Source organism: Pseudoalteromonas sp. OOF1S-7, from assembly GCF_022347765.1.
Lineage (GTDB): Bacteria > Pseudomonadota > Gammaproteobacteria > Enterobacterales > Alteromonadaceae > Pseudoalteromonas.
In genome coordinates this window covers 275,848-289,645 of the sequence record NZ_JAKRFZ010000003.1, presented here as the reverse complement: position 1 = coordinate 289,645, position 13,798 = coordinate 275,848, and the positions used below count along the sequence as shown (strand labels likewise).

The 13,798-nt window shown below is 48.8% G+C and carries 11 protein-coding genes; 6 read left to right on the top strand and 5 right to left on the bottom strand.

All coding sequences use genetic code 11. The features are described 5' to 3' along the window. Positions 1-104: 104 nt before the first annotated feature. From chrA to MHN33_RS06140, 3 genes are all read left to right on the top strand, one after another. Positions 105-1,253, top strand: a complete 1,149-nt coding sequence (chrA, locus tag MHN33_RS06150; protein ID WP_239397137.1) for a chromate efflux transporter — start codon at positions 105-107, stop codon at positions 1,251-1,253. Between the two features lie 151 nt (positions 1,254-1,404). Further along, positions 1,405-2,238, top strand: coding sequence for a mechanosensitive ion channel family protein (locus MHN33_RS06145; protein ID WP_239397136.1), 834 nt, complete (start codon positions 1,405-1,407; stop codon positions 2,236-2,238). A gap of 127 nt (positions 2,239-2,365) precedes the next feature. Next, positions 2,366-5,086: a methyl-accepting chemotaxis protein gene (locus MHN33_RS06140; protein ID WP_239397135.1), complete on the top strand. Its 2,721-nt coding sequence runs from the start codon at positions 2,366-2,368 to the stop codon at positions 5,084-5,086. A gap of 178 nt (positions 5,087-5,264) precedes the next feature. On the opposite strand, the gene MHN33_RS06135 is transcribed toward MHN33_RS06140, so the two are convergent. The 3 genes from MHN33_RS06135 to MHN33_RS06125 form a co-directional block, all read right to left on the bottom strand. Further along, positions 5,265-5,513, bottom strand: a complete 249-nt coding sequence (locus MHN33_RS06135) for a hypothetical protein (protein ID WP_239397134.1) — start codon at positions 5,511-5,513, stop codon at positions 5,265-5,267. 84 nt (positions 5,514-5,597) lie between these two features. Further along, positions 5,598-7,472 (bottom strand): monovalent cation:proton antiporter-2 (CPA2) family protein, encoded by a 1,875-nt coding sequence (locus MHN33_RS06130; RefSeq protein WP_239397133.1) that lies wholly within the window; start codon positions 7,470-7,472, stop codon positions 5,598-5,600. 698 nt (positions 7,473-8,170) lie between these two features. Beyond that, complete coding sequence (locus MHN33_RS06125; protein ID WP_239397132.1) at positions 8,171-8,320, bottom strand: hypothetical protein; 150 nt, start codon at positions 8,318-8,320, stop codon at positions 8,171-8,173. A gap of 286 nt (positions 8,321-8,606) precedes the next feature. Between MHN33_RS06125 and MHN33_RS06120 the strand changes: the two genes are divergently transcribed. Then, positions 8,607-9,788 carry an acyltransferase family protein gene (locus tag MHN33_RS06120; protein ID WP_239397131.1) on the top strand — a complete coding sequence of 394 codons (1,182 nt, stop codon included), beginning with the start codon at positions 8,607-8,609 and terminating at the stop codon, positions 9,786-9,788. Between the two features lie 58 nt (positions 9,789-9,846). On the opposite strand, the gene MHN33_RS06115 is transcribed toward MHN33_RS06120, so the two are convergent. Next, positions 9,847-11,916 (bottom strand): S9 family peptidase, encoded by a 2,070-nt coding sequence (locus MHN33_RS06115; protein ID WP_239397130.1) that lies wholly within the window; start codon positions 11,914-11,916, stop codon positions 9,847-9,849. 139 nt (positions 11,917-12,055) lie between these two features. Between MHN33_RS06115 and MHN33_RS06110 the strand changes: the two genes are divergently transcribed. Then, complete coding sequence (locus tag MHN33_RS06110; RefSeq protein ID WP_239397129.1) at positions 12,056-12,571, top strand: hypothetical protein; 516 nt, start codon at positions 12,056-12,058, stop codon at positions 12,569-12,571. A 3-nt stretch (positions 12,572-12,574) separates the two neighbouring features. Then, positions 12,575-12,787, top strand: coding sequence for a helix-turn-helix transcriptional regulator (locus MHN33_RS06105; RefSeq protein ID WP_239397128.1), 213 nt, complete (start codon positions 12,575-12,577; stop codon positions 12,785-12,787). 50 nt (positions 12,788-12,837) lie between these two features. On the opposite strand, the gene MHN33_RS06100 is transcribed toward MHN33_RS06105, so the two are convergent. Next, on the bottom strand, positions 12,838-13,632 hold the full coding sequence (locus tag MHN33_RS06100) for a putative porin (RefSeq protein ID WP_239397127.1): 795 nt from the start codon (positions 13,630-13,632) through the stop codon (positions 12,838-12,840). Positions 13,633-13,798: the final 166 nt, after the last annotated feature.

Genomic DNA, 13,798 nt, shown 5'->3' with positions numbered 1-13,798 from the left:
CGCAAATCCTATATTATTCATAGTTACAATCAAAACTATTAATTTGAATCATTCTACGTCATTTTTTACCCTAGCGGCAGTCGTGATAACAGAGCATCGATACTATGTTTGCTATTTTTAAAACCTTCTTTTTGCTGGGCTGGATTAGCTTTGGCGGCCCGGCTGCGCACATCGGCTATTTTCGGCAAACCTTTGTGGAAAAGCGCAAGTGGCTGGATGATGCAGACTATGCCCAACTGGTGGCGCTGAGCCAGTTTTTACCCGGCCCCGGGTCGAGCCAGGTTGGTTTTGCACTCGGCTATAAGCGCGGGGGGCTGAGTGGCGCTTGCGCGGCCTTTGTCGGCTTCACTTTACCCTCAGTCATTATCATGGTGGCCCTCGCGCTGATGGCCAGCCAGGTGACCGATACCAGTGTCTTTCAAAGCATGGTGCATGGGCTGAAATTATTGGCCATTGTGGTTGTCGCAGATGCCGCCTGGGGGATGTACAAGAACTTTTGTCAAAGTCGCCTTACCGCCGCTCTGTGCGTCATCACGGCGACTGCCCTGCTGCTGTTGCCAGGTATTGGCACCCAAATGACGGTGCTGCTATTGGCGGCCCTGATCGGCATGTTTTACCTGAAAGGACAACCACAGCCAAGCCAAACAATCCCCCCATTTAAGGCAAGCTGGCTGCCTTTGCTGGTATTCATTGGCTTATTAATTGCCCTGCCTTTTGTCGCCCACCTTGCACCTTCAGTGACCCTGTTCAATGACTTTTATCAGGCTGGTAGCCTGGTGTTCGGAGGCGGCCATGTGGTGCTGCCGCTGCTGCAAAATATTGTCGGTGACAGCCTCGCTCAGGATACCTTTTTGACTGGCTACGCCGCCGCTCAGGCTGTGCCCGGCCCGATGTTTACGTTTGCCACTTATCTGGGCTATGCATTGATGCCGGCAAACCCCATCGCAGGCGCTTTGATTGCAACCCTGGCGGTATTTTTACCCGGCTTTTTACTGCTGCTGGGGGTGCTAAAAAACTGGCAACTGCTCGCCAGCCGACCTCGTGTGGCGGGCGCATTGAATGGTGTCAATGCCGCCGTGGTTGGATTACTGGTAGCCACCCTCTATCACCCGGTATTTACCAGCTCAGCAAACTCTGCACAAGATATTGTAGTGGTGCTGGCCGGCTTTTATCTGCTTAAACACCTGAAGCTCCATATCGTCTGGCTGGTCGCCGCCTTTATGCTGGCTGGTGTCACTATGGGATTTATCTGACACTCGATAATCAGGTGGTCTCAGGACCACCTCTACCCGATTTCCCCTTCCCGCTGTGATCAGGTTGAACTATCCCATCCCTGCAACTAACTTTTAAACGCATCACTGAAAACGCTCTGCAATTCTTTCAACCCTTTACCGAGGTCGGTGTATGAACAGCTTTCTAGAAAAAATCGATATTAATCAATATTTACCTGTTGCCGTTGACTGGGCTACTAACCTGTTGCTGGCCTTGTTAATTCTGCTCATTGGGATCTGGCTGGCGGGCAAAGCCTATAAGGCCGTTGTCTCTGTGGCGAACCGCTACGACAAACTGGATGATACCCTGTTCAAATTTTTTGGCAGTGTTGCCAAATATACCGTGCTGGCCTTTGTCGGTATCGCAGTGCTCAACCGATTCGGCGTGCAAACCGCGTCAATCATAGCTTTGCTCGGCGCCGCAGGGCTGGCTGTGGGGCTCGCGTTACAAGGCACCTTGTCTAACCTGGCAGCTGGCGTCATGTTATTGATTTTCAGGCCTTACAAAGTCAATGACTTTATCGACACCGCAGCTCAGTTTGGCAAAGTGACTGAAATCGACATGTTTACCACGATATTGCAGACCTTTGATAACCAGCAAATTGTGATCCCCAACAGTCATATCTGGGGCAGCAAAATAGTGAATCACTCTCATCATGCTGTTCGCGGCGTGGATATGCGTTTTGGCATTGCCTACGATGAGAGCATTGATGATGCTAAGGCCGTGATCCACTCGGTGTTGCAGGCTCATCCTCATATTTTGTCCGAGCCTGCGCCTTTTGTTGAAGTAGAGTCGCTGAACAACAGCTCTGTAGACTTTCTGGTCAGGCCATTTTGCGATGGGGCGCATTATTTTGACGTACTGTATTCGGTGCCTGAGCAGGTGAAAAAGGCCCTGGATGACGCCAATATAGAGATCCCCTTCCCGCACCGTAAGGTCATTCTGGTCAACGAAAGCGACACCTGATACCGATATTTCGGGGCACCTGTCCTATGCCGGCCGCTTAGTAGCACTTTCTGCGCCACAATCTTTGGGGGGCGGTTATTCCTTGTCTATAGTTTTAGTGTTAAATAGCAACTTACCAGGATGTGATATGGCGCTCTTCGGCTTTTCCGGCACAAAAAAAACTGAACCACAAGTTACCCTACCGCAGACCTTACCCTGGCTGAAGTTAGACAGGCAAGGCGATATCACCGCCACCAGCCAGGCCTTTTTAAGCATGCTGGCTTTTTCTCACAGCGCAGCGCCAAAAACACTGGCATCGCTGTGCAATAACAAACGTGACTACCAGATACTGCATGCAGCACTGCAAAACGCCCAGCAAGATGGCGCGCAGATCTGCGCCATGCACAATACCGAGGGCACGCTGTATTACATCTCCGTACAGATCTGTCCGGCAGACCATGCGCAGTGCTTTGCCATACTCCAGAATGTGACAGCCCAATACCGTCCGCTGCTGGATAGCAAACTCACCGCACAGGCGCAGTCCAGCGCGCAGGCTCGGCTCGAGCTGGACCTGCAAGGCACTGTGCTCAGTGCCAATGAGGCTTTTTTAGCCTTAGTCGGGGCAGCAAAAGAGCAGGTGATTAACCGCCAGTGCCAGCAATTTATCACCAATGAGCAATTGAGTGAAACCTGCTGGGACACGCTCAGTGCAGGCCATTCCGTTGAGTGTGACCTGCAATGGCAAACCGATGAGCAAATGTCACTCTGGTTACATGCCTGGCTGGTACCAGTGCGTGATGCTGAGCAGCGCATCGCAAAAGTCGTGTTATTAGCCTGTGACATGTCGAAACAGCAACAAACCCTGATCAATCTGCACAGCCAGATTAACGGAATACAGCAGGCTCAGGCTGTGATCGAGTTTACCCTCGATGGCACCATAGTGACCGCAAACCAGAACTTTCTCGATGTGATGGGTTATCAGCTTGACGAGATCCAGGGTCAGCATCACCGCTTATTTGTCACCGCCAAAGAGGCCGCCAGTGACGAATACGCCGCATTCTGGCAAGCCCTGGGTCGTGGCGAGTTGCAGTCCGGGGAGTTTAAACGTATCAACAAACATGGCGAGACGGTGTGGATCCAGGCGCACTATACACCACTTTTTGACGAGCATGGGCGACTCTGTAAAATCATGAAGTTCGCCTCAGACATTACCGCAGACAAGCTCAGAGCCTTTGAAGCGCAAGGACAGATAGACGCCATTAACCGCTCAGGGGCCGTGATCCAATTCGACTTAGAGGGCAACATTTTAGATGCCAACGACAACTTTCTTGCTGCCATGGGATACTGCAAAGCGGAAATTGTCGGGCAACATCACAGGATCTTCGTTGAATCCAAATATGCCCAAAGCGATGAGTATCAGCAGTTCTGGGCTGACCTGAAAAATGGCCATTTCCATTCTGGTGAGTTTTTTCGCTTAGGCAAACATGCCAAGCCTATTTGGATCAGTGCAACCTATAACCTGATCCGGGATGACGAGGGTAACCCGCTCAAAGTCGTCAAATATGCCATGGATATTACGCGTCAGAAAGAAATCGCGGCAGATCTGGAGGGCCAGGTACAGGCCATACACAAATCTCAGGCTGTGATTGAATTTGACATGGACGGCACCATTCTATGGGCCAATGAGCTGTTTTTGAGCACGATGGGCTATACACTCGACGAGGTCAGAGGCCAGCACCACCGTATGTTTGCCACTGCTGAGCAGGCACAAAGTGCTGAGTATCAGCAGTTCTGGGCGCAACTTAATCGCGGCGAGTTCGACGCGGGGCAATATATGCGCATCGCTAAAAGTGGTCGGGAGGTGTGGATCCAGGCAACTTACAATCCTATCATGGACCAACATGGCCGGCCGGTCAAAGTGGTTAAATATGCCACGGATATCACGGCACAAAAACAAGCCGTCCAGCATATTCAGGAGGCGATATTTGCACTAGAGCAAGGCGATTTAACCCATCGAATCACCGCAGAGCTGGGCGCTGATTTCTCTGTGTTAACTAAGGCAATGAACGGCCTGTTTGATAAGCTTAGCGAGCTGGTTCAGACCATTAACACAGGTGCTGCACAAGTGTTTGATATCGCCAGGCAGATAGCCTGCGACAATGACGAGCTCAATAGCCGAGTTGAAAGTCAGGCGGCCAGCCTGGAAGAAACGGCCGCCACCATGGAGCAGCTGACAGCAACCGTCAAAAACAATGCAATCAGCGCGACCACAGCGTCTGAACGTGCGGCCGTCGTCAGAGAAAAAGCGCTCAGTGGTAAGCACACCATTGAAGATGCCATCAGCGCAGTTGGCAATATTGAAGACTACAGCCACAAAATCTCCGACATCGTTGGGGTGATTGATGAAATCGCTTTTCAGACCAACCTGCTGGCACTCAATGCATCCGTTGAAGCCGCCAGGGCAGGTGAAGCTGGCAGAGGATTTGCAGTGGTGGCCAGTGAAGTTCGCAACCTGGCACAACGCAGTGCCAGTGCAGCCAAAGAGATTAAAGCTCTGATCAAAAACAGTGTAGATGCCGTCACGGAAGGCAGTAAGCTGGTCTATGATTCCGGCACGACTTTCGATGAACTGACGCAGTCGATTGCGCAGGTCAGTGATATGGTCGCCAATATTGACGACGCCAGTAAAGAACAAGCATCAGGTATCGCCTCCGTGTGCTCAACCATCGCACAAATGGATGGTATTACCCAGCAGAATGTTTCTTTGGTCGAGACCACCTCCAAGTCGGGTAAAACCATGGAGGATCAGGCCCGGGTATTGACCGATCAGGTGGCGTTTTTCCAACTGGAAGACAGCCGCTCGTCTTAGCGGCCATTAGCTGGCATGCGCGAATAAAGCTGCACTGCATTTTGCCCGGATTGAGCGCTTCACAAGCGGGCTCAAAACCCGAGCTGAAAGTACTTCGACTAATGCTGCGGCGGGAGCCCGGATCGCCAATAGGTGCGATAAATCTGAGCAGTCAGTAGACCTGACAATGCGCCGGGTGTTAGTGTGCTTTATTCGGCCCCTGGCGTATCAGGTCTTTACCGTTATCAAACACTTCCTGAGTTACCCAGCGACCCAGGATCAGCTGATGATTATCGTCCAGCACGGCAACAAACGGCCGACCATTGCTGTTATTGGTCGCCAGTGCCACACCTGCAGCATTGTTCAGACCCAATCCGCCGCTTTCTACCAGCTTCAAAAACGCTTCCAATTCATCCAGTGTGCTGATCAATTCTTTATCGTCAATCATGTTTTGTACTCAGTTGTCGCTAAAAGCGCGTAGCATATCAGGTCTGCCACTGTCTGCACCAGTATTGAGGCTGATGATCCTGGCTCAGCGCGCTTTATCTGCATGCTCCTGTTCATCGGCAATATCTGATTGCATGGCTTGCTTGATGGCCTCTTCAGTCTGGATAAACAGCTTACGATAGTCGTGATCGTACTGCTGGCCTTCACTGCCATGTTGCCAGGTATCATAGAGTTGCTCTGATGCTGCTTTTTCGGTTTCCCAGAAAGCCAGCTTTTTCTGTTCGGCAAGCGCTGGCTCAAAACCAAGGCAAGTCAGTGCACTAGCCCCCAGATCCAGAGCTGAATGGTACGTTTCACTGACAATCACATCGGCACCGGCGTGCTTTAATTCATAGTGATGACCCCTGTCGAACGCCCTGGCCAGTACGGTTACTCCCGGGTGGTTGTGCTTAACCGCTTGCACCAGTGTCCTGGCACTTTCCCGATCATCAATGGCGACAACCAGTAACGCAGCCTGTTCAATACCGGCTGTGTGCAATAACTCAGGCCGTGTTGCATCACCAAAGTAGGCTTTGACCTGTATCCGGCGCATTGACTCAACCTGATTCACATCGAGATCCATTACAACCGTGTGTACGCCATTGGCGATCAGTAATCGATTTACAATCTGACCAAACCGGCCAATTCCTGCAATAATCACCTGACCCTGCTCCTGGATATCATCATAAGCCTGCTGATTGGTGGTCTGCTGATAGCGCGGTAATATGACTTTGTCGTAGAGAATAAACAGCACGGGTGTCAGGAACATAGATAAGGCCACAACGAGCTGTAACAAGCTCACAGTTGCAGCCGGAATAACATGATTTTGCAATGCGTAACTCAAAAGCACAAAACCAAACTCGCCAGCCTGAGACAAACTCAGAGCAAATAACCAGCGGTCACTGTTGTGGATTTTAAACAGCACCGCCAGCGCCCACAGTACGCCAGCTTTAACCAGCATCACCGTAAGCGTGAGTGTGATGATCAGGAACAGGTGCTCAGACAGTATGGCAAAGTTAATACCAGCCCCAACCGTAATGAAAAACAGCCCCAGCAGTAAGCCTTTGAAAGGCTCAATATTTGATTCCAGTTCATGACGAAATTCACTGTTAGCCAGTACCACGCCAGCCAGAAAGGTGCCTAATGCCGGAGATAACCCCACCAGACTCATCAAAGTGGCAATACCAATGACAAGCAACAGGGCAGTTGCCACGAAGATCTCTCGCAGTCCTGAGTTGGCCACATAGTGAAACAAAGGACGACTCAGGTAATGCCCAATCACAACAACACCCGCAATGCTGGCAAAAATCGCACCGGCATACGCCCAGGTTGGTAGCCCAGCCACCAGGCTCAATGATTCATGGTGCTGCGCCGTGGTTTGCATCGCCCGTGCGGCACTTACCAACTCGGGCAGTGCCAGAACAGGGATAAATGCCAGTATGGGGATCACGGCAATGTCTTGCATCAGCAACACTGAAAAGGCATTGTGCCCGCCCTCGGTCTTTGTCAGGCCTTTTTCATTAAATGTTTGCAGCACAATGGCAGTAGATGACAAAGAGAATACCAGGCCAATTGCCACCGCAACACTCACAGGCTGGCCCAGTAACCAGGCAATGAGCGCCAAAAAAACTGCGCTTCCGGTTACCTGTAGCCCGCCTAAGCCTAATAACCGATGGCGCATTTGCCAAAGCATCTGAGGGTGCAGCTCAAGCCCAACTAAAAACAACATCATCACCACTCCAAACTCGGCAAAATGCTGTATTGTGACGGTTTCTTCGCCCACCATGCCGGACACGGGACCAATGATCACCCCGGCAATGAGGTAGCCGAGCACCGAGCCCAGCCCCAATCGCTTTGCCAGCGGTACCATAATGACGGCGGCTGCCAGATAAACAAAGGCCTGTATAAAATAGCCAGTCATGTGCGGCCACCTGCTACTTTTACTGCAGCCTGACACTCGGTTTTGTACGCTTCGAGTGTGATGCAAGGCATTGATCCGATAACACTTAGTACTTTATTTTTTTTCATATTCAGAGACCCCAATTTCCCACAGTGACCTTCTAAACTTTAGTACGAAAAGGGCGGATATGCTGACTCTGGCTGGTCTTTGGATGATGTAGTGGTTACAAAGACAAACTGTCCGTATAGACAGCCAAGGTACCAGGCTCAGTGTATCGGTGCGTTAACCGTGTTTTAACTCTCCACAGCGTAGCGTGAGTAAAATAAGGAATTCATTTACCTACTCACGAGTATGGTGATGTGCTCCGGTGTACTGATGATGCCGCGTTCATTTTGCGTGTCTGGCCTGTTTACTGTGCCGTATTCGCCCGGCTACACGTGATCAGCAATGTTTTATTGCTGTTCATGGTCACTGTACATATTCTCACGGTAATAAAGCACCAGCTCGATGGCCGAGTAATTTTACAAAGAATGTTGTGAACTAAAAAGTTTGGGCTGTGAATACCCCACTCAGCGCAGGATAAACAGTTTACTTGATAAAAGAGTGGATGGAATCAAAATTGTTGTAAGTCACTTGAGGTAAAAGCTGCAGAGCCTTTTCTGCAAAATGGCTCATCTTACACAGGTAAATGAGCCAATTCACTTAGACAGCACTAAGTATTATTTTTGAATACAAGAATACGCACCACAACTACCATACCAAGCCTGGCTTAAAAAGCCGCCCGCGATTTGCGCAGTTTGCTCTTGATTTAGTTGTTCATTGGTTTTAGACAGGTTTTTGATGTTATTTTTTTTGATTTTTAATTTCATGGTCATTCCTTTTTACACTTAATCATTATTGTTTTGTGTTTAATTTTAACCATCAAAGGAGTTACTCAACTGATGGATATGCCTGTCAATTTCTTTTTGGAAATCAACACAAACTAACCTAGCACCCCAAAATTGAAAAAACAACACCATTTACACAAAACAAACAGCCTACGCTCCTTCTACCGAATAGGTACAATGCTCAACCACACCATGTTCCTATATAGGTATTCTCTCAAGACATTTGATGTTAATCTGTTCAAAGTGGCAGTTTTTAAGGATAAATGTTATGCACACATCCCCTCGTTATCATTATATAGACAATTTGCGTAGCCTGGCCCTGTTACTGGGTGTGGTATTTCATGCCGCACTGGCCTATGGCCCTTACTTCTCAACTATCTGGTTTACCGCCGACCCGACAAATCATGCCGCATTTGACTACTTTGCTATCTGGTCACACTTATTCAGAATGCCGCTGTTTTTTGCCATTGCGGGGTTTTGTGCAGCCCTGCTGATCAGTAAACGCGGTGGCAATGCCTTTGTGATCAACCGCCTTAAGAGAGTATTACTGCCCTTTGTCGTGTTTTTTCCTTTAACTATGTTGGTCCTGTTTCATGCACTTGGCTGGGGGGCCGAAATAGCGTATGAAAAACCGGCCCTGTTTACGGTTTTTCAGTCTGTAAAAGAACCGATAATTTCAACGATGCATTTATGGTTTTTATGGAATCTGACGCAGTTTTGTTTACTGTTTTGGCTACTGCAAAAACACGCCAGCCTGTATCAGTCGATATTAGCAGTCGTGGTTAGACCGGTTTTTTTGCTTGTGGCTTTACCCGTTTTGCTAACAGTGGCCCTGTATCATCAGCTGGTGCCATTCCCGGCACCGGATAAACTGTATCCACAGTTATGGTCCTACGGCTTTTACGGTGTGCTGTTTTTAATCGGTGCCGGGCTTTACCAGCATCATAATCGGGTAGCGCAATATGCCCGTTACTTTACACCTTTACTGATAGTGGCGTGCCTGTCACTAGTGCCTTATTTTTATCTGATGCCACCTCCTCCGTCATTGGAAACCGTTATCCGAGCGGCCAATACCGGCATCACAACTCCTGAACATATAAACATCTATGCTGTGGTCGCTCAGTCGGTTGCCATTGTCAGCTGGACCGGAGTCGCATTCCTGGCCGGCTATCAGTGGCTCAATCAGTTCAGTCAGCTGAACAAGTATTTGTCGGACGCCTCATATTGGATCTACCTGATCCATGTTCCTGTACTGATGTATATCCAATTCCCACTGAGTAATACCGCTCTGTCACCCTGGTTTAAAGTGCTCATTGCCGTATCCGCGACCATGGCCCTAGGCCTGTTGAGCTACCAATTGCTGGTCAGACACACCTGGCTCGGGGTCTTATTGAATGGTAAAAAGGTCAAAACTGCGGCCATACAGCACCGGACAACCACAGCATCATAGAAACAATCACTATGATCAGGAAAACAGCACGGTATTTTCACCGTGCTGTTTCCATTGCTCAGAGCCGATCCAGATTAACACGCAAGGTCTCAAGGTGCGCAGTGATAGCCGGGTCAACCTGCTGTGACACGCTCCCACCAAGGTGCTTGGCAAAGAACTGCTCCATCGCCACAATCGAGGCCAGTTTATTATCTTGCTTCATAAAGCCATGCCCTTCGTCTTTAGCGAGAATATATTCGAGCGGATGGTTCTTCGCGGCCAGTGCTCTGGCGATATTATCCGACTCAACCTGTGTAACCCGGGGGTCGTTTGCGCCCTGTACCAGCATCAGAGGTGCCTTGATTTGGTCTACAAAGTTAATTGGCGAACGTGATTCCATATCGGCTCTGTCCTTTGCAATCTCAGGGTCTCCCACAGACACATACCAGGTACCCAGATAAGGGCGATAATGCGCAGGGAACGATTCCATCAAAGTAATCAGGCTGGATGGGCCAACATAAGAAATCACCGCTTTATACACATCAGGGGTAAATGTTGCACCAGCCAGCGCAGCATATCCACCATAGGAAGCGCCCATGATACCCACGCGCTGTTTGTCAGCAATCCCCTGCTCTATCAGATAATTTACGCCATCGGTCAGGTCGTGTTGCATGGTCCCTGTGCCCCAGTTTTTCTCGCCAAGCTGAACAAAACGTTTGCCAAACCCCAATGAGCCACGAAAGTTCGGTTGCAGTACAGCATAACCACGATTGGCAAAATAATGCGCCACGGGCACAAAATAACCACTGCTGTAGCCCCACTGATCTCGTGCCCAGGGCCCACCATGTGGTAACACAATTGTTGGCAGGTTTTTGTTGAGGTTTTTAGGTAAGGTCAGATAGGCCTGGATTTCAACGCCATCTGATGCGGTATAGGTTATAGACTGCCTGTCTCCCAACTGAGCCGGATCAAACCTGGGCGCTTCGTTCAACAAGCCCGTCAGCTTATCCTGAGCCGGGTAATAAGCATATTTCTGGTCCGGCCGGTCAGCAAAAGACACGGTCAGTAGCCACTGACCTGCCTTGTGATTTATCTTATCTACTTTTAATTCAATATCCTGCGAGAAACGATTCTGTATCTGTTGCAGCGCTTTAGCTGCTGCGTCTGTCAGAGGGTAATTGCGCAGCCGGCCACCATAATAAGACACAATCAGGGGCTGCCCCTGCTCATCAAATACAACATGATGCAGATCAGAGCTATGTTTCGGGTCAAGGTGCACGGTCTCAATCGACTTGGTCACCAGATCCACCTTGATCAGCTCCTGCTTGTCGCGTCCTTCAATACTGCCGGCAACAAAAGCGGTATTAGATTCTTCATCAAAGCTGATAATCTCCAGTATCTCGCCTGGTTCTGTAGTCATCACCCTGATCCAACGCCCATCTGTGAACCGGTACATACTCCTGGAATTATCCGCATTAAGCGCCAACCCCAATGCCGCCTGGCCCGATTTACTCAGCTGCGTCTCAAACAGGTTCACACTATTGGTCTGAGTATGGAGCAGGTTACCTGTGTCCACACTCAGGTGAAAATAATCGATCCGCTCTGGTGTCAGGTGGTTTGCAGCAACAACCAGAATATTTGCATCCTGGTCCGACTGTCCCAGTAAACTGTAATCAACCGTATCGTCATGGGTGAGTCGGGTCATGGTGCTGACCCTGAGATCTTTACCATTGAGATCCAGTCTGTATATCTGACTATTCTCATTGCCCTGATGATCTTTAGAAAAAAGGATCTCATCTTGATTGGCAGACCAGATAAAGCTGTCAACTGAATCAGTGAGATTGGTAACTGGCACAGGCGTCATATCCGGCTTGTCGGCAGCGACAACAAACAGGTTATGTGCGCCGTTGTGCATTTTTAGGAAGGCGATCCATTTGCCATCCTTCGACATCGCAATCGACTTTTTTTCACTGGTGCTGAATAAGCTTTCAACATCCACAAATGTCGCAACATGCTGAACCGACTCTGGCTGAGCAGGCGGCTGCTTGTCGTTCAGCGTACAGCCTGACAATACAACCGTAGTACCCAGTATGGCACTCAGTGCAGCACTTAACGTCAATCTGGTTAGTTTGTTTTTGTTCTTCATCATGTCACTCCTTCCGTTTGTTGATAAACATCATTACACGACTTTTTATTATTGTAAAACGATAATTTATTTTCTTTTTTCAGAAAATAGTTTCTGTGTGGTATGATTCTTATAAAGAACAACGTAGAAAGAAGGGATCTTTATGGTCAAATCAACAGACAAAATTCAGCGTTGGTGCGGTACCTTCCGCGCTGCTGTGCTGGGTATCAGTGGCATCGTAATTTCGTTTTTGGCTTATCAGCTTATCGTCAACGGGCAAGTGCGTTATTTAGATAGCGAGTCATTCGACTTACTGTGGCAAAGTGAGCAAGTAGGTAACGGCGTTTTATTTGCTCTTTCTGTCCCGCTGCTGGCTGGTATGCTATTGAGTGTGTACTGGATCATTCGGCTGATGAAACTTTTTAGCAAGGGGCTGTTCTTTCACAACAGCTGTTACACTTGCTACCTGGGCTTTATCTGGACAAAAATCACGCTGGAACTGTATTCATCAGGCCTGACTTTCTCGCTGGATTACTGGTATCACTCGCTCTACCACTCCAATCAGGTAGTGTTAAAAATCCCCTTTGGTGAACTTATGACGCTTGGACTATTCGCTGTGGTGGCATACTTGCTTAAAGCCGCAAAAGAAATAGAAGATGAAAACAAGGAGTTTGTTTAAGCCATGGAGATTGTTGTCAATTTAGATGTGGTGATGGCAATGCGCAAAGTGTCATCCAAAGAACTGGCCAAAGCCATCGGGATCACCGAAGCCAACTTGTCTTTGCTTAAACGCGGTAAAGTGAAAGGGGTGCGCTTTGAAACGCTGGCACAGATCTGCCACTACTTAGACTGTCAGCCCGGCGATCTGCTGGCCTTTAAACCAGATGATGAGTAATCATCTAGGGTTGCAGGTATCACTGCAACCCAAAGCTTCACGAATGTGAATTAAAACTGAGCCACAAACTGCAAGCTGGTTTCTTCACCTGCATCACGATCTACGTATTCAGCTCTTAGGTAGTAGCTGTCGTTAAAGAAGTACTTACCTTCCAGTGCTAAATCAGAGTCATAAGAGCCCACGCCCACAGCAATGCTACGGTTAAAGTAGAAGTTGACCAGGGCATTGTTATACGAGACATCTGTGTGACCTAAATCGACCTCATGGTGAGATACATCTACGCTAATATAGCGCTCAGCATCGAGGTGCATAAAGTAGCGGCCAGATACTGTGTAGTTGTCCATTTCATCATCAGTATCAATTGTGACACCTAAATAGTCGGTGTCGTTGAGCTGATGATTATACTCAGCTTTTAACCAGGTACTGTCGGCCCCAAGGTCAGATTCATTGCGACGAACACTCAGCTTCAGCTTGTCGTTATACAGATAGCCGATCCCGTAGGTGTAATGGTCGTCTATTTCACCCAGGTCGCTAACCTGACCAACCACGAATACTTCTTTGCTAAAGTATCCCTCACCGGCAAAAGAGAAGCGGTTCATATACTCATCGTTGTAGTAACTCAGCCCAACATTGCTGTCGGTATCCAGGTAACCATAGTCATCCCAAACACCTGAGCTCTGCTGAGGTGCAAAGAAGTAACGGCTGCTTAATGCCAACGCATCGTTATCAAAAGTGCGGTCCTGATCGGTATAGGTTGCACTGTTAAACCATTGCTTGGTCTCAGTGGCATAAGCGGATGTGGCTGTAACAACGGCAAGTGCCGCAAATGTGAGTAGCTTTTTCATAAAAACCCTTTATTTCCATATAGTAAAGCGGTATCGCTCACTACCTTAGTGAGCGCGGCGGATAATATAAAAGCTAACCTGAATGCGCAATGACTTTTTGAAACACGACCAGATTAGACCCCCGAATAAACAGCAGAGTAAACATACTATTGATAATTGCATTTTA